The sequence below is a fragment of the Caulobacter segnis genome (assembly GCF_003243465.1).
Classification (GTDB): domain Bacteria; phylum Pseudomonadota; class Alphaproteobacteria; order Caulobacterales; family Caulobacteraceae; genus Caulobacter; species Caulobacter segnis_A.
Genome location: NZ_QFQZ01000044.1, coordinates 18396 through 39009, shown reverse-complemented (window position 1 = coordinate 39009; position 20614 = coordinate 18396). Strand labels below are relative to the sequence as shown.

Sequence of the window (20614 nt, the reverse complement as noted above, 5' to 3'; positions counted from 1 at the left end):
CGAGATCCTCCGGAGGGCCATCCAACAGCGCCTCTAACCCACAGCGCGCACGGCGAGAGTAACCGCCCGCCCTCTCGACGATTTTGCTAGCGAAATACTATTTATATGAGAAATTGCCGGCGGCGCTTGGCAAGGCGCGACGCCGTGGGCCGCAAGAGCCTCTGGGGAGGGACAGATTGGCTTCGATGAGTCCCCAGAGCGAACGGCGAGCCGCCGCTGCGTCGGGCTCTCAGCCTCGTCCCGAATTGGTAAGATGCGCAAAGGAGAAGATATGAAGCCGCTCGTTGGATGGATGCTGTGTGCGGCGCTCTCGACGTCGGCGCTGGCGCCCCTGCCGGCCCACGCCGCGCCTCCCGCGCACAGTTTCGAGGTCAGCGGCGCTGGCTTCCTGAAGGATGGAAAGCCCCACCAGGTCATCTCGGCCGAGATGCACTATGTGCGCATCCCGCGCGCCTATTGGCGTGATCGCCTGCACAAGGCCAAGGCGATGGGCCTGAACACCATCACGACCTACGCCTTCTGGAACGCGCACGAGCCGAGGCCGGGAGTCTACGACTTCACCGGCCAGAACGATCTGGCCGCCTTCATCCGCGCCGCCCAGGCCGAGGGCCTGGACGTCATCCTGCGCCCCGGCCCCTATGTGTGCGCCGAATGGGAGCTCGGCGGCTATCCGTCCTGGCTGCTGAAGGACCGGACCACGCTCCTGCGCTCGACCGAGCCCAAATACACCGCCGCCGTGGAACGGTGGATCAACCGTCTCGGCCAGGAGGTGAAGCCTCTGTTGCTGAAGAACGGCGGCCCGATCGTCGCGGTGCAGCTCGAGAACGAGTATGGCGCCTTCGGCGACGACAAGGCCTATCTGGAGGGCCTCGAGGCCACGTACCGCCGGGCCGGCCTGGCCGACGGCGTGCTGTTTACGTCCAACCAGGCCTCCGACCTCGCCAAGGGCTCGCTGCCGCATGTGCCGTCCGTCGTGAACTTCGGGTCCGGCGGCGCCAAGGAGTCGGTCGCCAAGCTGGAGGCGTTCCGGCCAGACGGCTTGCGAATGGTCGGCGAATACTGGGCGGGATGGTTCGACAAGTGGGGCGAGGACCACCACGAGACCGACGGCCAAAAAGAAGCCGAGGAGCTGCGCTTCATGCTGCAGCGCGGCTACTCGGTGTCGTTGTACATGTTCCACGGCGGCACGACGTTCGGCTGGATGAACGGCGCGGACTCGCACAAGGGCACGGACTACCATCCGGACACGACCAGCTACGACTACAACGCCCCGCTCGATGAGGCGGGCAACCCGCGCTACAAGTACGGGCTGCTGGCGTCGGTGATCTCCGAAGTAACCGGCAAGCCGGCGGCGCCGACGCCCAAGCCGACTGTCGCCAAGACCTTCCCCGTCTCGACCGTCAAGCGCAGCGCCTCGCTGTGGCGCAACCTCCCCGAGCCCGTGCGCTCGGACCGGCCGCTGACGTTCGAGGAGCTCGATCAGAACTTCGGCTACGTGCTCTATCGCGTCCCGCTCCGGCCGGGTAAGGGCGGGACCTTGGTGCTGAAGGGCGTGCACAGCTACGCCCAGGTCTATCTCGACCAGAAGCTGGTCGGCACGCTGGACCGGCGTCTGGACCAGGAGACCGTGACCCTGCCGGATCGCGCCAAGGCGTCGACGCTGGATATCCTGGTCGAGAACACCGGGCGCGTGAACTATTCGCGCGCCATCCGCACGGAACAGGCGGGCCTGACCGGCGAGGTCACCTTCGACGGGGCGCCGCTGAACGATTGGCGCATGTATCGGCTGCCGATGAACGATCTGTCCAAGCTGCGCCTGTCGGCCGGGCCCTGCGTCGGTCCCTGCTTCTATGAGGTGGAGATGAAGGTCGACAAGCCGGCCGACACCTATCTCGACATGCGTGGCGCCCATAAGGGCCAGCTCTGGCTCAACGGCCACAATCTGGGCCGTTACTGGTCGATCGGGCCCGTCCACACCCTCTACACGCCGGCGCCCTGGATGCGCCCCGGCGCCAACCGGGTCGTGTTCTTCGACCTCACGGGTGACGGCAAGGAGCGCCTGAAGACGACCACGGCGCCGATCTTCGGCAAGGTGACGAACAAGCGCGAGGCGCAGTAGCCCCGCCAGCCTCTCTCAAGGGCGCGGGAATGGCGGAAGCCCGATCAGGGCTTCCGCCGGTCGCCGTGCGGCTATCGCGGCTGGAGGACGATAACGCCGCCGCCCGATCCCTTCAGGTCCATCTTCAGAACCGTAGCGGGATCGACGGCGCGGCTGGAGGTCACGATGTCGGTGGGCGTGGCGCCGTCGGACCAGATTCGCGCCGTGAACTTGCCTTTCGGAAGAAAGCCCAGCGGCAGGTCAACCGAGCGCCCGCTTTCGTTGTTCATGACGCCGACGTACCAGGTCGAACCCGCGCGTCGGGCCAGGGCGACATAGCTGTCGGGCGTTCCGCCGACGAACCGCGTCTCGTCCCAGGCGGTTGGAACCTCGCGCAGGAACTCGAAGCCAGGCGCGTTCTGGTAGGCCGAGGGATCGTCCGAGACCATCTGCAGCGGGCTGTCATAGACGACGTACATCGCCAGGGCCTGGCCGCGCCGGGTCTGGGTGCGGGGCATCACCTCCGTCGGCGCGTAGCCCTCCGGCACGCCGTTGCGGAAGCCGCCCGGCGTGTAGTCCATCGGACCCAGCAGCATGCGCGTATAGGCCAGGTGGACGTTGTGGCCGGCGGTGATGCGCTTGGTCTGGAACTTGTCGTACTCGGCGCCCAGCACGCCTTCCTGGGTGATGTAGTTCGGATAGGTCCGCGACAGGCCCGCCGGTGGGAAGGCGCCGTGCATGTCGAGCAGCAGGTGGCGCGCCGCCGTCGCCTTGGCCAGACGCTCGTAGAAGGCGACCATCTCCTGGTCGTCGCGCTCCATGAAGTCGACCTTGATGCCCTTGATCCCCCAATCGGCGTAGCGCTGGAGCACGGCGTCCATCCGGGACTCGATATGCTTCCAGTGGACCCAGAGCATCAGGCCAACGCCCTTGTCCTTGGCGTAGGCGACCAGGGCTGGCATGTCGATGGCGGGATCAGCGCGGGTGATGTCCGTCTTCGGATCCGCGTCGCAGCAGCCCGTGGCGTTCAAGGCCCAGCCGGCGTCGATCAGGAAGTAGGGGAAATTGTTCTCGGCGGCGAAGTCGATGAAGCGCTTGAAGCGCTCCATGGTGGGCTTCTCGCCATCGGTCGGCCCCGACCACCAGTCCCAGGCGGCCTTGCCGGGTTTGACCCAGGCATAGTCACCGACGGGCTGGGGCGCGAGATTGCCAATCAGGGGCGAGGGGATCAGGTCGCCGGCCCGATCGCCGACCATGACGATCCGCCAGGCCGTGGTCAGGCCACGGTCCGACGTCACCGCCAAGCTTGGGTCGTCCAGGCGGGGCGACAGCCGCACCTGGAAGCCCTTGCCGGTGGAGGCCAGGGCCGAGCTCGTATAGCCGCCAAGGTCCGACTGGGCGATGGCCAGGGTCGTGCGGCCGCTCTTGGACGTACAGACGGCGGGGAGGTCATAGGCCTTGCGAACATCCATCGCGGCGAGACGGACGACCTTCCAGTCGTTCTCGTGCGAGGCCTTGTATTCGCTGGTCAGGCACGACAGATCGCCGTCGAACCTGAAGGCCGTACGTTCTCCGCGCAGCTTGATTGGGCCTGCATCCGGCAGGACATAGCGGAACGCCACGCCGTTATCGTAGGCCCGCACCTCGATCTTCAGCATCCGAGCGCTGTCGCCCTTCGCCCGGAAGGTCAGGGTGGTGGCGTTGTAGACGTCGGGGGCGCGCGCGGCCTTGGTGGCGACCAGCGGCAAGCTGCGGCTGATGGCCTTGCGCTCGACCGCCTTCAGCTCAAGACCGTCCAGGCCGCCTTCCGAAAGGTCCAGCCCGAGCGGCGAATCCACGACCAAGGGTTCGGCATCGCGTGAGACCGAGAAGGCGTGGCCGTCGTCCGCGATGGAGATCGAAAGGCTCTTGTCGGGCGAGACCGTGACGATCTGCGCGGCCGCAAGCAGGGTGATCGATAAGGACATGCTGTGGCTTTCCTTCCTGGGTCAGCGGCTCGAGAACAGAGCGGCGGCGCTGGTCAGGCCTTCGGCGCGTGCGGTCAGGCGGATGTCGCCCGGCGTCTTGCGCGTCTGGACCAAGGCCTGGGCCCGGCCGTTGTAGGTCGTCCGGAAGGAGGCCTTGTCGGCCTCGTGGGAGTTCGGATCGCCGTTGCCGACGCCGATCAGTCGGCCCGCGCCGATCAGGTCGAAGTCCACACGGACGGCGGCCTTGGGGACGATGACGCCCGCCTTGTCCAGAACCGATATATTGACGACGGCGACGTCCTGGCCGTCGGCCGACAAGCGCGTCCGATCGGTCTCGATCAGGATGCTGGCCGGCGCGCCGGCCGTCACCCGCTCGGATTTCAGGACGACCTTGCCGCCCTTGAAACCGTAGGCGACGAGGCGACCAGGCGCGTAGGGAACCGACCACTGGACGTGGCCGTCCTTCGGCGGGGTCTGCCGCCCCAGGGACTTGCCATTCAGGAACAGCTCGACCGCGTCGAGGTTGCTGTAGGCCCAGACCTCGACGGTCTGGCCCTCCTGGCCTTCCCAGTTCCAGTGCGGCAGCAGATGCAGCACGGGCAGGTCGTCCCGCCACCAGGCCTGATAGTAATAGAAGATGTCCTTGGGCAGGCCGCAGAGATCGAAGATCCCGAAGTTCGACGAGACCGACGGCCACCAGTTGAACGGGGTCGGCTCGCCGCGATAGTCGAAGCCGGTCCAGACGAAGCCGCCCAGCAGATAGGGCTTGGCGTTGTAGAGCTTCCACCAGGCCTGGGCGGTCTTGCCCCAATAGGGCGCATCCACATCGTAGGACGACACGACCGAGCGCTTGTCGTCGCGGGCGTATTCGCCCCGGGTGGACACCGCGCTGGCGGTCTCGGTGCCGATGATCGGCATGTTCGGATACTTCAGCCGGAAGGGCTCGATCAGCTCTTCGTGGTAGTTGAACCCCATGACGTCGAGGGCGTCGGTGATCCCCTCGCCATAGCCCTTGTTCATCGCGGCGGTGATCTTGCGGGTGGGGTCCAGGCGGCGGATTTCTCGCGCCATGGCCTTGGCGATCTTGCCGCCGCGCGCCGTGCCCTGCTGGGGCTCTTCGTTGCCGATCGACCAGAGCATCACGCTGGGGTGGTTGCGGTCGCGGCGGATCAGGCGGCGCAACTCGTCCAGGGGCTCGGGGGCCGAGCTCATCTGCCGCGTCTCGTCGATCACCAGCAGGCCCAGGGCGTCGCAGGCGTCGAGCAGCTCGGGCGTCGGCGGGTTGTGCGACGCGCGGTAGGCGTTCGCGCCGAGGGCCTTCAGCTGCTTCAGGCGCCAGATCTGTAAAGCGTCGGGAATGGCCGCGCCGACGCCGGCGTGATCCTGGTGATTGTTGACGCCCTTCAGCTTCAGCGGGCGGTCATTGAGGAAGAAGCCTTCGCGCGCGTCGAACCGGAACTCCCGGAACCCAAAGCTGACGTCGTAGACGTCCAGAACGGTGTCTCCCTCGCGAACGATCACGCGCAGGACGTAGAGATTGGGCGTATCCGTCGACCATAGGCGCGGCGATGCGACCTTGCAGGTCAGCGTCGCCGTCGTGTCGCCCCAGGCGGCCAGCGCTTGGCTGGACTGGGCGGAGGCGACCACTACGCCTGCGTCGAGCACGCGCGCCTCGATCGTGAGCGAGGCCGGCGCATCGCGGCGATTGGCGAGCTCGATATCGGCCTCGACCCGGCCGTCGCGCGTGGCGCGGACGAACACGCCCCACTGCGGTACGAAGACCGGGGCGGTCTTCACCAGCCAGACGTGGCGGTAGAGGCCCGCGCCCTCATAGAACCAGCCTTCGCCCAGGCTGGCGTCGAGGCGGACGAGCAGCACGTCGGGCTGGCCGTCGGTGTTCAGAAAATCGGTGATGTCGACGCCGAACGAGGCGTAGCCGCTGTGGTGCTGGGTGACGATGTAGCCGTTGACGATGACGGTCGCATCGCGGAACGCGCCATCGAACTCCAACGACACCCGGCCCTGAGCGTCAGAGGGCTGCGTGGGCAAGGTCAGGCGGTACCAGCCGACCGAAGTCTCGGGGAAGTTTCGGCCGATCGGCTTGTAGCCGTGCGCCGCCGCCAGATCCTCGTCGTCCTTGTCGGCGGGGTTGCGGTTGAAGCGGATGTTGTTGGCGAACGGCAGTTCGACGGCCCAGTCGTGCGGCAGCGTCACTGCGCGCCAGCGGCTGTCGTCGTAGTCGGAGGCGGCGATGGCGCCGACGGCGCGGCCCTGCTTGGCGAAGGTGCGCTGGAAGTCGCCGAAGCCGAAGTCGCGATCAGGATCCGCGGCGTGCCCGAAGGCGAAGCGCCAGCCCTCGTCCAGACGGATGCGCCGCCGGGGCGACAAGGGCGTCGATGCGGCCGCTGCGCCGACGGGGGGCAGGGCGGTGGCGGCGACGCCGGCGAGAGGCAGGGCGTGGATCAGGGTGCGACGGTCGATAGACAAGGGCGTCCCCTAGCTGTGGCTACGGCAAAGAGAAGCCCGCCGCGCCAACGGGGGGCAAGCGCGGCGGGCGAGGGGGGAGGAGAACGAGCGCCGCGCTTGCAGTCGCGGCGCATGGTTTTCAGCGACATCGGTCTTGATGGCGCCGATCCGGTTGCTCGGCCGGGGCGTTGGCCTGCCGCCAGATCTCGTTGTGGCTGGGGTCCGTTGGGCGCTCGGGCAAGACAGGCTCGCGCGCGGCGCCCGACGGTGAGGGGCCGGTTCCCTTCGGCGGAACGGCCCCTCGGTCGCGATCATTAGAACGTGGCGCGCGCCGTCAGGGTGATGGTGCGGCCGTCGTAGTCGACCCAGCGGGCGACCCGACGATCGTTCTCGTACTCGAAGCGCACGGCGTCCGTCAGGTTGTAGACGTCCAGCGAGAGGCTGAGGGCGTCGTTGACGTTGTAGGACGCCGACATGTCCAGCTGACCGCGCGACTTCACCGAGCGGGCGCCGCCGGTGTAGGTGCCATTGGCGTTCAGCGGGTAGTCCGAACGCCAGTTGTAGACCATGCGAACGCCGTACTTGGGCGTTTCGTAGTAGCCGATCAGGTTGACGTTGTTCTTCGAAATGCCGGGGAACGGCGCGATCGCGGGGCTCTTCGACTTCGTATAGGCGTAGTTGAAGGCGCCGCCGAAGTTCTTCCAGAAGCCCGGCAGGAAGTCGAGGTTCTGCTGGATGTTGAACTCGACGCCGTCGACCGTCGTCTTCGCGTCGAGGTTATAGCTCGCGCTGGCGTTGACGTGGACTTGCTTGGTCGCGGTGCTGAGCGCCGTGGCCGTGCAGTAGGTGCCGTCCCAGGACAGGGCGCCGAAGCCCCAGGTCGAGCCGTCAGCCGGGCAAAGGATCGACGGATCCGAGGTCGAGGTGATCCGGCCCGTGATGTCCTTGTGGAAGTAGGCCAGCGAGACCAGGCCGTTGGGGCGGTTGTACCACTCCAGCGACAGGTCGAACGACTCGGCCATGTACGGCTTGAGGTTGTTGTTACCGATCGAGACCCAGGTGTCGTACACGCTCAGCGAACCGACGCTGAGCGTCTTGTTCAGGCTTTGCAGCGGATCCACCTTGGTCGCCGGCGAGTACTGACGCGGGTGCGGGCGGACGTAGGTCTTGTAGTAGGCGCCGCGCAGGACCAGGTCATCCAGGACGTCGGCGGCGAAGATCGCCGACGGCAGGAAGTAGTGGTACTTGTTCTTGTACTGGTCGGTCTGGAAGTCGTTCGGCGAACCGATCCCGTTGGTCGGCGCGACCTTGCGGTCGAGCACCGTGATCGTGTTCTTCGTGTCCTCGTAGCGGCCACCGAAGTTACCGCGGACGCCGTGGCCGAAGATCTCGGTCTCATACTTCGCCTGGACGTAGAACTGATTGATATCGTTCTCGTTGGTGAAGTTCTTGTCGTAGTAGGCGCCATCCGCGTACTGGATGTTGAGGCCCATCGAGGACAGGCCGCCGCCCGGATAGACCGTCACCGGACGCACCGCGTCGAGGAACTCGCGGACCTTCAGGGTCTGCCAATTCTGGTTGTAGTTGCCGGCGGTCCCGCCCATGAAGTCCTTCAGGAACGGCGAGGTCTCCAGCATGTCGGACGTCATCTTCGACGTCTGGATGCCGTAGGCGTACGAGCGGTAGCCGGTCGAGACGTACTTCTCGCGTTCCAGCCGCACGCCCGCCTGGATGCTCTTGATCGGGCCCAGGGTGATGAAGCGCTCGGCGTCGAGGCCGACGCTGTTCAGGTCGTTCTTGGCGAAGCTCTCCGAGCCTTCCAGCGCCATGCGGTTGGTGCTGTTGGCCGAGGTGCCGTTGTTGTACCAGGAGACCGGGTCGTCGACGCCGCCCCAGGTCCAGTTCGCGCCCGCATCGATCGAGTTCTGCGGGTTCGGACGGGTCACGTAGGAGAAGCCGTCCATGTTGCCCAGGCCCGTCGACAGCGAGCCCGAGACGCCGCCGCCGGGACGGGTGTAGTTGACGAAGTCGACCGAGGTCTCGACCGACGCGTTGGAACCGGACGACAGGCTGAGAGCCGCGGCCAGGCGCCAATTCTCATTGTTCCAGTCGATGTTGCCAATGACGCCCTTCGACTTCTGGTGCTGCGAGTACAGGCGGTTCGAGGTCAGGACCGTCAGGTTGTTGAAGTCGTAGCTCTCGTACAGGTACCGGCCGTCGTTCGTCTGGATCGGCGAGCCCTTCGGGGTGATCACGGTGCCAGCGCCCGGCGTCTTGGACGGCGAGAAGTAGCTGGTCATGAAGTACTGGACGGTGTCGGGCAGGTTGCGATCGGTGAGGAAGCCGATCAGGCCGATCTTGGTGTTGTCGTTCGGCTTCCACTCGACGCCGGCCGTGCCCGACCAGACCTTGCCCACGTTCATGCGGGTGTACTGACGGATGGCGCTGTTGGTCCAGACGCCGTTGGTGCTCTTGGAGCCCGTGTTGCTGGTGACGAAGGGCGCGGCCTCGGAGGCCGAGAGGCCCAGCGCCTGCGACAGCGAGCGGCAGTACGAGGTGGCGTTGTTGGCGCAGGGCGTGGCCGAAAAGTACTGGCCGTACGTCGCGTTGAACTGCGTCGGCGATAGGCCCGTCGAGGCCGCCGTCAGGTAGTCGTAGTTGTTCAGGCGCAGCGTGTCGCGGCGGAAGTTTTCCTTCTTGTAGGCGACGGTGCCGAAAACCGCGAGGGTGTCGGTCAGGTGCTTGTTGTAGCCGACCGTCGCGGCCGGAGCGCCCAGGTCGCCCAGGGTGTTGTGCTCGTAGGCCGCCTTCATGAAGCCGCCGTCCTTGCGCGACAGCGCCGGGGCGATCTGCATGTCCACGTTGCCCGACAGGCCGCCCGAAACGGTGTTGGCCATCGGCGACTTCTGGATCACGAAAGCCGAGAAGATGTCCGAGTTGAACGCGCCCAGCGGCGAGCCCTGGTTGTCGCGCAGCAGGGCCGGACCTGAGAAGGATTGGCCGTTGAGCGTGGTCTTCGAATATTCGCCGGGCATGCCGCGCAGGTTGATCGTGGCGTCGCGACCTTCGGCCTCGCGGTTGATCTGCACGCCCGGAACGCGCTGCAGCGCTTCACCGACGTTCAGGTCCGGAAAGCGGCCAAGACCGTCCGACGAGATGCCGTCGGTGATTTCGATGGCCTTCTTCTTCGAGCTGATCGCGTTGGCGTAGCTTTGCTTGAAGCCCGTCACGACGACGGCTTCCAGGGTGTCGCTCTGCGCGGTGGCCGAGGCGTCCGCTTGGCGAGCCACCGCTGCGGCCGGCAGTCCGATGATTGTGGCCGATAGAAGCGCCATGCGAAGCGCGCGCGACCGGTGGTTCGTGAGACTCATAATTACTCCCTCCATCTCCAAGGCTCGCCCGTCCATGGCGGCTCGTATTGGCCTGACCGCTTATGTTCCCCACTGCGGCCAGCTGGGGATAATTTCTCATATAAATATCTTTTTTTAAATGAAACTTTGCGCCCCTCGGACGAACTTTCGTGCAACCATTTGAAAGAAATGAGAAAAATCCGTGACATTCCAGCCGATGGTCGGCGGAATCATTATTCTGGGTTGCAGACGGCAGACATCTTACCCCGATCTGGTCAGGCCAAATAGATTTTCACGGAGGCGGTTTCGCCGCTCCCGACTCAGGGCTGGGATAGGACGTGTTCGGATCGTCCGGCGTGCGGTCGCGCGGCAGCGCTGACCGAGCGGACGCCTCGTTATTAAGGGCGGCTTCTAGCTCACGCCCAGGATCTCGCTGGAAATCAGCCGCGCGGTCGCTCTCAGGTGCTCTATCGCCGCGTCGACCGGTCGGGCGCCCTTGCGCGCCATGTAGGGCATGGTCAGGGCGGCCACCGCCGCGCCGTCGACGATGACGGGCGCGGAGATGTCCACGACGCCCGGCGTCAGGTCGCTCTCGGCGCGCCAGTAGCCCTGCTTTGCCACCTGCGCGGCGTCGGCCAGAAACCGCGTGCGCGCGGCCTCATCGACGCCCGAGAAGATCTCGCCGTGCCACCGCGTCTGGATGGCTTCCGGCTGGAAGGCGTAGAGCACCATGCCGGAGGAGGCCTCGACGATCGGACGGCGGTGGCCCGTGCGCACCGAGTAGCCGAAATAGCCCGGGTTCTCGATACGGGCCACGACCACGATCTCATCGCGCGAGGCGATGGCCAGGTGGCAGGACTGCTCGACATCAGCGGCCAGGTCGCGCATCGGCGGCAGGGCGGCCTCCAGCAGGTTCTTCACCGGCGCGCGCGCCATGCCCAGGGTGAACAGCCGGTTGGTCAGCTGATAGCCGTCGCCCGAGGGCGTCGCCTCGATGAAGCCCTTGAACTCCAGCACATGGATCATGCGGAAGAGCTCGCCGACCGAGCGGCCCAGGGCCACCGAGATCTGCGACAGGGTCATGGCCTGCCCGTGCTGCGCGAGCAGGTCCAGGATATCGAGGCCCTTCTCGAGGGCCGGGGCCGTGTACTTACGTTCGGTCAAGCCCAGGTTCCCGTGCGTTGGCGTTACCGCTGTAGCGTCGACGTCTCGCGTCCCGCAAGCGCTCAAGCGATTTGGACGCGATGACCGCGCCCTGTTCTAGATCAGGTCGCGGGCGCCTCATGCGGCTGCTCGCTCAGGGCGTAGATCCGCCGCATGGCCACCCACTTCTCGCCCGGCGCGGCCTTGGGCAGGGGGCGCTGAAAGTCCCACATCAGGCGCTCCCAGGCTTGGACATCCTCGCTGGCCATGTCGGCGGCCGCCTTGGCTTCGGGGGAGAAGCCTGGGCCGGTCTCCATGATCATGAACAGGCGGTCGTGGACGCGCCAGATCTCCATGTCGAGGATGTCGGCGTCGCGGATGGACCGCGTCACGGCCGCCGGCACGGCGCCCGGCGCGTGCCAGGCCTCGTAGCGAGCGATGACGTCGGCGTCGTCGACGAGGTCGAGGGCGAGACAGTGGCGCATGGCGTCAGACCCGCGTCTCGACGACGACCGTCTGGCGCTGGGCGCCCAGGCCTTCGATGCCCAGCTCCATCACGTCCCCGGGGACGAGGTAGCGCGGCGGCTTCTGCCCCATGCCCACGCCGGGCGGCGTGCCGGTCGAGATGATGTCGCCGGGCTGCAGGCTCATGAAGCGCGAGACGTAGGAGACCAGGAAGGCCGGCTTGAAGACCATCGTCTTGGTCGAGCCGTTCTGGAAGAGCTCGCCGTTGACCTTCAGCCACATGCCGAGGTTTTCAACGTCGCCGGCCTCGTCCTTGGTGACCAGCCAGGGCCCGGTCGGGCCGAAAGTGTCGCAGCCCTTGCCCTTGTCCCAGGTGCCGGTGCCGTCGATCTGGAAGGCGCGCTCCGACACGTCGTTGATCACGCAATAGCCGGCGACATGCTCCAGCGCCCGCTCTTCGGAGACGTAGCGCGCCTCCGTGCCGATCACGACGCCCAGCTCGACCTCCCAGTCCAGCTTGGTGGAGCCGATGGGCTGGATGACGTCGTCGTCGGGACCACAGATGGCGCTGGTCGCCTTGGTGAAGATCACCGGCTCGGTCGGGACCGGCAGGCCGCTTTCGGCGGCGTGGTCGGCGTAGTTCAGGCCGATGCAGATGAACTTGCCGATGCGGCCCACGCAGGGGCCCAGGCGGCCCGGCGCGCTGACCAGCGGCAGGCTGGAGGCGTCCAGCGCCGCCAGCTTGGCGAGGCTATCGGGGGACAGGACGCCGCCGTCGATGTCTGGGACGACGCCGGAGAGATCGCGCACCTGGCCCTGGCCATCCAGCAGGCCGGGACGTTCCTGGCCCGCGGGGCCGTAACGGAGAAGTTTCATCGTTCAGGTCTCCTGGCGGCGATCAGTTGATCCAGCCGCCGTCGATGATGTGGATCTGGCCGGTGGTGAAGGCGGATTCGTCGCTGGCGAGATAGAGCGCCAGCATGGCGAGTTCCTCGGGCTTGCCCAGGCGCCCCATCGGCTGGCGGGCGGTGAACGCCTTTTGCGCCGCCTCGTAGTCGCCGGTGTCGGCCAGGCGCTGGTTCAGCGAGGGCGTGTCGACGGTGCCGGGGCAGATGGCGTTGCAGCGGATGCCCTGGCCCACGAAGTCGGCGGCCACCGACTTGGTCAGGCCGATGACGGCGGCCTTGGTGGCGCCGTAGGCGAATCGGTTAGGGACGCCTTTGATCGAGCTGGCCACCGAGGCCATGTTGACGATCGAGCCGCCGCCCGCCGCCAGCATGGCCGGCAGGAAGGCGCGGATGGCGCGGTACTGGGCCGTCACGTTCAGGTCGTTGGACAGGGCCCAGGCCTTCTCGTCGCAGTCCAGGATCGTGCCGGCGTGGACATAGCCGGCGCAGTTGAACAGCACGTCGATCGCGCCGAGCTCGGCGGCCAGCGCCGTGATCGCGTCCGGATCCAGGACGTCCAGCCGGCGCGTCTCGCAACCCTGCACCTGCGCCAGCAAAGCCTCGTTCACGTCGGTCGCGATCACCTGCGCGCCCTCGCGCGCGAAGAGCTCGGCGCTGGCCTTGCCGATGCCTTGCGCAGCCGCCGTCACCAGGGCGGTCTTGCCGGAGAGTCTACCCATATATGCTATTCCTCAGCTCGCACGCCGCAGCGGCAGGCAGGCCGGACCGATCGGGTCGAAGGCCTTGTAGGTTAGAATGAATTCCTGGTGGCCCAGGGCCTCGGACACGGTCCGCGCGCCGCCGGCGACGGCCAGGATCAGGTCGAAGATCTCGTCGCCCACCTCGTCCAGCGTGCCGCGCCCTTCCATGATCCGCCCGGCGTCGACATCCATGTCGCCCGCGAGCTTGCGGTAGGTCTCGGGATTGGCGCAGACCTTGATCACCGGCGAGATCGCCGAGCCGACCACCGAGCCTCGGCCGGTCGTGAACAGCGTCAGGTGGGCCCCGCAGGCGATCAGCTCGACGATCTCGGCGTTGTCCGAGATGTTGGGGAAGCCGTAGCGGACCTCGCCGTCCGGCACGACGTCCAGCAGGTAAAGGCCGCCGGTCGGCGGCTGGTCGCCGGGCTTGAGGATGCCGACGATCGGGGCCGAACCCGACTTGGAATAGGCCCCCATCGACTTCTCTTCCTGGGTCGTGAGGCCACCCTCGGCGTTGCCTGGGGCGAAGCTGCCGTAGCCCATGACGGTGTAATAGGCCTCGGCCTTGCGGACGCTGGCCTCGAGCTCGAAGCCCAGTTCGGGCGTGATCGCACGGCTGGCCATGATCTTCTCGCAGCCGACGAGCTCGCCGGTCTCCTCGAAGACGCACGCCGCGCCGGCCGCCCCCAAGCGATCGAAGGCGCGCCCCACGGCCGGATTGGCGGTGATGCCGGAGGTCCCGTCCGAGCCGCCGCAGATCGTGCCGATCACCAGCTCCGACACCGCCATTGGGACACGAGGCGTCGCGGCGGCGCGGGCCTTCAGGCGCTCGACCGCCTCGATCCCCTTGCGGATGGTCTCGGCGGTGCCGCCGCTTTCCTGGATGACCAGGGTCTCGACCGGACGGCCGCTGGCGGCGACCGCGGCCGCGAGCGCCTCGCGGTTGAAGCTCTCGCAGCCCAGCGAGACCAGCAGGACGCCGCCGACATTGGGGTGCGTGCCGATCGCCTGCATCACCTTCAGGGCGTAGGCGTTCGGATAGCAGCCGGGAAAGCCGATCAGGTGGACGTCGGGATCGTCGCTACGGCTGACGATGGTGCGGGCCACGTGGTGGGCGCATTCGACCAGATAGGCCACAGCGACGACATTGCGGATTCCCTTGCGGCCGTCAGCGCGCAGATAGCCCTGGATGCTCATGCCGAACCCTCGCCGGTCGCCTGGCGCGTATGGCTGGCGATGTAGTCGCTTTTCATGTTGTGCAGGTGAACATGCTCGCCTGGCTCCGCCGAGGCCGTCATCGAGCCGATCGGCGCGCCGTACTTCAGCACCTTCTCGCCGACGGACAGGGCGCAGCGGGCGATCTTGTGTCCCACCGCCACGTCGCTGGCGGCGATGATCGCCTGGCCGTCGATCTGCAAGGCCTGGCCGGCCTGGATTGGCGCGGCCAGAACCAGGATGTTGTCGTCGGGATGCAGCAGGACGACGCTCACGCCGGGACCTCGTCTTCCGGGACGGGGGCATGGTCGTGCAGCAGGCCCGCCTGCCGCAGGTCACGCCAGAACCCCGCGGGGATCGGGGCGTCCAGCCAGCCGAGGGCCTGACTGACCTGCTCGGCGGACGCCAATCCAGGGATGACGCTGATCACCGCCGGGTGGGCGAGCGGGAAGCGCAGGGCCGCCGCAGGCAGGGCGACGCCATGGTCGCGGCAGACCGCCCGCAGGCGCGCGACGCGGTCGATGATCTCCTGGGGGGCGGGCTCGTAGTTGTAGTGCAGCGGTGCGCCGGAACCGGCGTCCTCGACCAGGATCCCCGAGTTGAACGGGCCGCCGACGATCACCGACGCACCCTTGGCCACGCACTGCGGCAGGAAGCTGTCCAGCGCGGACTGTTCCAGCAGGGTGTAGCGGCCTGCGAGCAGGAAGACATCGAAATCGGCATGGGCGGAGGCCTCCAGGCAAACCTCCCACTCGTTGACGCCGAGGCCGATGGCGCCGGCGAGGCCCGCTTCGCGCAGTTCGACCATGGCGCGGTAGCCGCCCTCCAGGAAGGTCTTCAACTGGGCGGGGTGCGCATCGCCGTGGGTCATTCGGCCAAGGTCGTGCGCCAGCAGCACATCCACCCGGTCGCGACCCAGGCGGGCGAGGCTGGCCTCGAACGCCGCCATCACGCCGTCGTAGCTGTAGTCGAAGACCGGCTCGAACGGGGCGGCGCCGGCGAAGCCATGCCGCACGGCGTCGGCAGGGGCCTCGATGGGAACTAGGCGGCGTCCCACCTTCGTGGAGATCCGTGCGGCGCCGGGGAGCAGGGCGCCCAGGCGGCTCTCGCTGAGGCCGAAGCCGTAGTGGGGCGCGGTGTCGAAATAGTCGACGCCGGCGGCCAGGGCGACGTCGGCCGCAGCCCGGGCCGTCTCGTCCGAAACGGCCGTGTAGAGATTGCCCAGGGCCGCGGCGCCGAAGCCGAGCCGCGGCAGGTCAGGTCGGCGGAGTTTCATCACAGTCCTGCATCCAGACGATAGAACCGACGGGCGACGTCAGCGAACACCGCCTGGGCGACCGCCGGGGCCTGAAGGTCGGCGAAGCCTCGCGCCTGGTCGCGCCAGTCGGCGTAGTTGGCGGCGAGATTGACCACCGGCCAGTCGCTGCCCCACATCAACCGGTCCGGCCCGAACAGCGCGATCAGTTTCTCCGCGTAGGGGGCGATCGCTTCCGGCGCCTGGTCGGGACGCGCCTCGGTCAGCAGCCCTGAGAGTTTGCAGTGCACTTGAGGCAGGGCGGCCAGGCGCGACATCGCCTCCGCCCAGTCGTCGAAGGCGTCTTGGGCGATCGGTGGCTTGGCGCCGTGGTCGATAACGATCCGCAGGTCCGGCCGACGGGTCGCCAAGCTCAGCAGGTGGGGCAGATGGCGCGTGAAGACCAGGGCGTCCAGCGACAGGTCGTGCGCCACCAGAACGTCGATCGCCGGCGCCAGGTCCGGACGCGCGATCCAGGCGTCGTCGGGCAGGTTCTGCAGCATGGGCCTAACGCCCTTGAACTTCGGATGCGCGGCCAGCGCCGCGATGCGTTCGGGCGCTCGCGGCGACAGAAGATCAACCCAGCCGACGACGCCCAGAACGAGCGGCTCGTCCTGGGCTAACTGCAGCAGCCAGTCAGTGTCGGCGTCGCTGGGCTGCGATTGCACCGTCACCGCGCCGACCAGGTCGGGGCCGGCCGCGGCGCGCAGATCCTCGGGCCCGAAGTCGCGGTGAATCGCCGCCAGATCGGGCGTCGGCCACACGCAGTCATTCTGGCCTATGCGCCAGAAGTGCTGGTGGGCGTCGATCAGCACGAGACGATCGCCTTGATCACCCCGGCCTCGGGCGACATCCAGTGCGGCAGGTCGGTCGCCAGATCGGCCAACTGGCCGCTGTGGGTGTTCAGGGCCCGCGTCGGCGCCTTGCCGGCGCGGATCGTCTCCACGACCATTTCGAAGTCTTCCAGCGTGGCGTTGCGGCTGGCCAGCAGCGTCGTCTCGCGCTTGTGGAACTCGGGGTCCGAGAAGGTGATATCGGCGCTGACGACCGAGATCAGGACGTAGGCGCCGCCGTGACCGACATAGGCGAAGCCGGTCTCCATGGCCTTGGGATTGCCGGTCGCGTCGAAGACCACGTCGAAGAAGTCACCATCGGTCAGCGCGCCGAGCCGCTCGGCCGAGTCGGGACCAAGATCGACCGTGTGGTCGACTCCGATGTGTTCGGCGCAGAAGTCCAGGCGGTCGCGCCGGCCGTCCAGCGCGGTGACGACGCCGCCCGCCAGCTTGGCGAACAGGGCCGCCGCGATGCCGATGGGGCCGGCGCCGACGACGAGCACGCTTTGCCCCGGCGTGATCTGGGCGCGCCGCACGGCGTGAGCGCCGATGGCCAGGAACTCGACCATGGCCGCCTCGTCCAGCGACAGGCCCGTGGCCTTGCCCACGAACTTCGCTGGGACGCTGACATATTCGGTCAGGCCGCCGTCCACGTGGACGCCCAGCACCTGGATGTTGCGGCAGCAGTTGCCCTTGCCTTTGCGGCAGGCCGAGCAGTGGCCGCACGCCATGTACGGCATGATGTAGACGGCTTCGCCGGGCTCGAGATCGGCGCCCTCGGGCGCGGAAACGACCTCGCCGGCCAGCTCGTGACCCATCACGCGCGGATAGGCCAGATAGGGCTGGGTGCCGCGGAAGATATGCATGTCCGTACCGCAGACGCCGACGCGGCGGACGCGGACCAGGACCTCGCCCTCACCCGGAACCGGGCGCGGCCGTTGCTCCAGGACCAGTTCGCCGGGCGCGGTGCAGACCAGTGTGTTCATCATGCTAGGGGCGCCTCTTGAGCGTTGGTGGAGTCCATCGACGCCGCCGCCCGCGCCGCCGACAGCCCGTAGGCGGCGACGACCGCGAAACAGGCGCTGGGGACGAGGATGGCGTAGTTGATGGCGCTGAGATCGGAGATCGCGCCCATCAGGGCGGTGAAGACCGCGCCGCCGATGATCGCCATGACCAGGAAGGACGAGCCGGTCTTCGTCAGAGGGCCAAGGCCCTTGATCGTCGTGGCGAAGATGGTCGGGAACATGATCGACATGAAGAAGCTGGTGGCGGCCAGGGCCAGTAGGCCCGGCTCGCCGCCGGCCAGGGCCGCGAACAGGGTCAGCACGGCGTTGATCGCCGCGAACACCGCCATCAGCTTGGTCGGGCTGATCTTGCCCATCGCGGCCGTGCCCACGAACCGTCCGGCCATGAAGCCGACCAGCGACCAGGTCAGATAGGCCGCGGCCGCCTTCTCCCCCAAGCCGACCTCGTGCTGGGCGTAGCGGATCATGTAGCTCCACACCCCGACCTGGGCGCCGACGTAGAAGAACTGCGCCGCCACGCCGAACAGGAAGCGCGGTCGGCGGAACAGGGCGGCGATCGCTGCGCCTGCGGAGGGGGCGTTGGCGACGTCTTCGGGGGGCGGCCGGGTGGCCGCGGCGGGGAAGCGGGTCAGGGCCACCAGAGCCGCCCAGCCCAGGACGACGGCGGCGATCACCAGATAGGGGATCTGGGTCGAGCGCGCTTCGTGCGCCTGGAAGGCCGCCAGCTGCGCGGCGCTCATGGCGTCGAATTGCGCCTTGGTCGGCTCCACGCCGGACAGAATGAAGTGGCCGCCCAGGAAGACGGCCGTGATCGAGCCCAGCGGATTGAAGGCCTGGGCGAAGTTCAGGCGTCGTTCGGAGGTCGCCGGATCGCCCAGCACGGTGATCAGCGGGTTGGCCGATGTCTCCAGGAACGCCAGGCCTGAGGCGATGACGAACAGCGCGGCCAGGAACAGCGGATATTCAAGCGCCGCCGAGGCGGGATAGAACATCAGGGCCCCCAGGCCGAACAGGCTTAGGCCGACCAGGACGGCGGTCTTGTAGCCGTAGCGCCGCATGACGATCGAGGCGGGCAGGGCGAGGAAGAAATACCCGAGATAGAAGGCCGACTGCACCAGGCCCGACTGCAGGTCCGACAGGAAAAAGGCCTTCTTCAGGTGCGGGATCAGCACGTCGTTGAGATTGTTCGCGACGCCCCAAAGAAAGAACAGGGCGATGATTATCGCCTGGGTCAAAAACGTCCCGTCCTGCCGTGTTCTGGTCATCGTCGCTCCCAAGGTGTCCGACGCGTTTCGCGCTCTCGTGTCTAGCGATCACAGTCGCTCCCTTACCGTTATCGCCTGTAAAAAGGATTGCATCAATGAAATATTTGATTACTCAGACATTGTGGCGTCGGCGCAGATGACCGGTGCGTTGAGAGAGCGGGGAGCGTTATGGGGCCTTCAAGACGCGATCTTTTCGGCGGAGCCGCCGCGGCGACCATGGCGGCCGCCAGCGCCAAGGCCGAGATGCTGGCGCCGCCCGGGTTCGACAGGATCGCCGACGGCCCGTTCAAGCCGACTTGGGAGTCGCTGAACGGCGGCTACAAGGCGCCTGACTGGTTCCGCGACGCCAAGTTCGGGCTCTGGGCCCACTGGGGCCCTCAATGCGTGCCGGAGGCCGGCGACTGGTACGCCCGCGGCATGTACGAGCAGGGCAGCGCCGCTTATGCCCACCATCTGAAGACCTATGGCCACCCGGCCGACACCGGCTTCATGGACATCCTGCCGCAATGGCGGGCCGAGAACTGGAATCCGGACGACCTGCTGGATCTCTATGTGAAGGCCGGGGCCAAGTACTTCGTGGCCATGGCCAACCACCACGACAACTTCGACGCCTACGACTCCAAGTTCCACGACTGGAACAGCGTCCGCCTCGGGCCGAAGAAGGACATCATTGGCATCTGGGAAAAGGCGGTCCGCAAGCGCGGGCTGCGGTTTGGCGTCTCGAACCATTCGGCCCACGCCTGGCACTGGTTCCAGACCGCCTACGGCTACGACGCCGAGGGGCCGCGGCGCGGCGAGCGCTACGACGCCTTCAAGCGCTTCAAGGCCGACGGGCTCGGAACCTGGTGGGAAGGCCTGGACCCGCAGGAACTCTACGGCGGCGCCGTCATGCCGATGCCTTCCGGGATCACCAGCATCGCCGAAGCGGACAAGTGGCACGAGGCCAATGACCGCGTCTGGAACGAGAAGGCGCCGCTGAACAACCCGGCCTTCGTCCGTCAGTGGTACCTGCGCTGCAAGGACCTGATCGACAGCTACAAGCCCGACCTCGTCTATTTCGACAATTTCGACCTGCCGCTCGAGCAGGCTGGCCTGGATATCACGGCCCACTTCTACAACGCCTCGATGCGCTGGCACGGCGGCAAGCTGGAAGCGGTGGTCAACATCAAGCCCGAGGAGCGCAAGGTCCCCGGCGTGGTGCCCGATGTCGAACGCGGCTTGCGCGCCGAGATCAGCCCCACGCCCTGGCAGACGGACACGTGCCTCGGTTCCTGGCACTACAGCCGCGAGATCTTCGAGAAGAAACGCTATCGACCGGCCGCCGAGGTGATCCATCGCCTGTGCGACATCGTCTCCAAGAACGGCAACCTGCTGCTCAGCGTGCCGGTGCGCGGCGACGGCACGATCGATTCCGAGGAGCGGCGGATCGTCGAGGAGATCGGCGGCTGGATGGGGCGGTTCTCCGACGCCATCCACGGCACGCGGCCGTGGGTGATCTATGGCGAAGGGCCGACCTCGGTCGTCACCGGAATGTTCAGCGAGGGCAAGCAGAAGCCGTTCACCGCCCAGGACATCCGCTTCACCACCAAGGGCAAGACGCTGTACGCGACGACGCTGGGGCGGCCCGAGGGCGGCCGCGTCAGCATCCTTTCGCTGGCCCGGGGCGGCCCGCACGCGCGCCGAGCCGTCGGTCGGGTCACCCTGGCCGGCGACAAGACGCCCCTGCCGTTCCGCCAGGATCACGCCGGCCTGCACGTGACCGTGCCCGAGGCGGCGCTGCACCCGTTCGGCGTGGCCCTACGGATCGACGGCGCGCTCTAGGGCGCGTCGGCTTCGCGTACGATC

Annotated in this window: 15 protein-coding genes; 2 read left to right on the top strand and 13 right to left on the bottom strand. The window is 67.2% G+C overall.

Annotation, left to right across the window (positions count from 1 at the left end; all coding sequences use genetic code 11):
* Positions 1 to 271 precede the first annotated feature (271 nt).
* A complete protein-coding gene (locus tag DI526_RS14135) occupies positions 272 to 2119 on the top strand; it encodes a beta-galactosidase family protein (RefSeq protein WP_304279098.1) in 1848 nt (615 codons plus the stop codon).
* A gap of 71 nt (positions 2120 to 2190) precedes the next feature.
* On the opposite strand, the gene DI526_RS14130 is transcribed toward DI526_RS14135, so the two are convergent.
* The 13 genes from DI526_RS14130 to fucP all read right to left on the bottom strand — a co-directional run bounded on the left by DI526_RS14130 (position 2191) and on the right by fucP (position 18769).
* On the bottom strand, positions 2191 to 4065 hold the full coding sequence (locus tag DI526_RS14130; protein WP_304279092.1) for a glycoside hydrolase family 97 protein: 1875 nt from the start codon (positions 4063 to 4065) through the stop codon (positions 2191 to 2193).
* Positions 4066 to 4086: 21 nt separating this feature from the next.
* On the bottom strand, positions 4087 to 6552 hold the full coding sequence (galA, locus tag DI526_RS14125) for a beta-galactosidase GalA (RefSeq protein ID WP_304279090.1): 2466 nt from the start codon (positions 6550 to 6552) through the stop codon (positions 4087 to 4089).
* A gap of 293 nt (positions 6553 to 6845) precedes the next feature.
* Positions 6846 to 9902: a TonB-dependent receptor gene (locus DI526_RS14120; protein WP_304279088.1), complete on the bottom strand. Its 3057-nt coding sequence runs from the start codon at positions 9900 to 9902 to the stop codon at positions 6846 to 6848.
* Between the two features lie 390 nt (positions 9903 to 10292).
* Positions 10293 to 11045 carry an IclR family transcriptional regulator gene (locus DI526_RS14115; RefSeq protein ID WP_304279086.1) on the bottom strand — a complete coding sequence of 251 codons (753 nt, stop codon included), beginning with the start codon at positions 11043 to 11045 and terminating at the stop codon, positions 10293 to 10295.
* 101 nt (positions 11046 to 11146) lie between these two features.
* Positions 11147 to 11509, bottom strand: a complete 363-nt coding sequence (locus DI526_RS14110) for an L-rhamnose mutarotase (RefSeq protein WP_304279083.1) — start codon at positions 11507 to 11509, stop codon at positions 11147 to 11149.
* Between the two features lie 4 nt (positions 11510 to 11513).
* A complete protein-coding gene (locus DI526_RS14105; RefSeq protein WP_304279081.1) occupies positions 11514 to 12365 on the bottom strand; it encodes a fumarylacetoacetate hydrolase family protein in 852 nt (283 codons plus the stop codon).
* A gap of 22 nt (positions 12366 to 12387) precedes the next feature.
* Positions 12388 to 13116 carry an SDR family oxidoreductase gene (locus DI526_RS14100; protein WP_304279079.1) on the bottom strand — a complete coding sequence of 243 codons (729 nt, stop codon included), beginning with the start codon at positions 13114 to 13116 and terminating at the stop codon, positions 12388 to 12390.
* Between the two features lie 12 nt (positions 13117 to 13128).
* The gene (locus DI526_RS14095; protein WP_304279078.1) at positions 13129 to 14334 is read right to left on the bottom strand and encodes a UxaA family hydrolase; all 1206 of its coding nucleotides are present in this window, start codon (positions 14332 to 14334) and stop codon (positions 13129 to 13131) included.
* On the bottom strand, positions 14331 to 14627 hold the full coding sequence (locus DI526_RS14090) for a UxaA family hydrolase (protein ID WP_304279076.1): 297 nt from the start codon (positions 14625 to 14627) through the stop codon (positions 14331 to 14333). Before DI526_RS14090 ends, DI526_RS14095 begins: the two co-directional genes overlap by 4 nt.
* Complete coding sequence (locus DI526_RS14085) at positions 14624 to 15628, bottom strand: aldo/keto reductase (RefSeq protein WP_304279075.1); 1005 nt, start codon at positions 15626 to 15628, stop codon at positions 14624 to 14626. The genes DI526_RS14090 and DI526_RS14085 overlap by 4 nt, the downstream gene beginning before the upstream one ends.
* Positions 15628 to 16461: an amidohydrolase gene (locus DI526_RS14080; RefSeq protein ID WP_304279071.1), complete on the bottom strand. Its 834-nt coding sequence runs from the start codon at positions 16459 to 16461 to the stop codon at positions 15628 to 15630. The genes DI526_RS14085 and DI526_RS14080 overlap by 1 nt, the downstream gene beginning before the upstream one ends.
* Entirely contained in the window at positions 16455 to 17468 is a 1014-nt protein-coding gene (locus DI526_RS14075; RefSeq protein WP_304279068.1) for a zinc-binding alcohol dehydrogenase family protein, read from the bottom strand. The genes DI526_RS14080 and DI526_RS14075 overlap by 7 nt, the downstream gene beginning before the upstream one ends.
* Positions 17465 to 18769, bottom strand: coding sequence for an L-fucose:H+ symporter permease (fucP, locus tag DI526_RS14070; protein WP_304279066.1), 1305 nt, complete (start codon positions 18767 to 18769; stop codon positions 17465 to 17467). The genes DI526_RS14075 and fucP overlap by 4 nt, the downstream gene beginning before the upstream one ends.
* A 168-nt stretch (positions 18770 to 18937) precedes the next feature.
* Here fucP and DI526_RS14065 point away from each other — a divergent pair, with 168 nt between their 5' ends.
* On the top strand, positions 18938 to 20590 hold the full coding sequence (locus DI526_RS14065; RefSeq protein WP_304279064.1) for an alpha-L-fucosidase: 1653 nt from the start codon (positions 18938 to 18940) through the stop codon (positions 20588 to 20590).
* Positions 20591 to 20614: the final 24 nt, after the last annotated feature.

Coding starts and splice junctions, on each gene's coding strand:
- DI526_RS14135 (WP_304279098.1), top strand. CDS start 272: ATGAAGCCGCTCGTTGGATGGATGCTGTGTGCGGCGCTCTCGACGTCG.
- DI526_RS14130 (WP_304279092.1), bottom strand. CDS start 4,065: ATGTCCTTATCGATCACCCTGCTTGCGGCCGCGCAGATCGTCACGGTC.
- DI526_RS14120 (WP_304279088.1), bottom strand. CDS start 9,902: ATGAGTCTCACGAACCACCGGTCGCGCGCGCTTCGCATGGCGCTTCTA.
- DI526_RS14110 (WP_304279083.1), bottom strand. CDS start 11,509: ATGCGCCACTGTCTCGCCCTCGACCTCGTCGACGACGCCGACGTCATC.
- DI526_RS14105 (WP_304279081.1), bottom strand. CDS start 12,365: ATGAAACTTCTCCGTTACGGCCCCGCGGGCCAGGAACGTCCCGGCCTG.
- DI526_RS14100 (WP_304279079.1), bottom strand. CDS start 13,116: ATGGGTAGACTCTCCGGCAAGACCGCCCTGGTGACGGCGGCTGCGCAA.
- DI526_RS14095 (WP_304279078.1), bottom strand. CDS start 14,334: ATGAGCATCCAGGGCTATCTGCGCGCTGACGGCCGCAAGGGAATCCGC.
- DI526_RS14085 (WP_304279075.1), bottom strand. CDS start 15,628: ATGAAACTCCGCCGACCTGACCTGCCGCGGCTCGGCTTCGGCGCCGCG.
- DI526_RS14075 (WP_304279068.1), bottom strand. CDS start 17,468: ATGATGAACACACTGGTCTGCACCGCGCCCGGCGAACTGGTCCTGGAG.
- fucP (WP_304279066.1), bottom strand. CDS start 18,769: ATGACCAGAACACGGCAGGACGGGACGTTTTTGACCCAGGCGATAATC.
- DI526_RS14065 (WP_304279064.1), top strand. CDS start 18,938: ATGGGGCCTTCAAGACGCGATCTTTTCGGCGGAGCCGCCGCGGCGACC.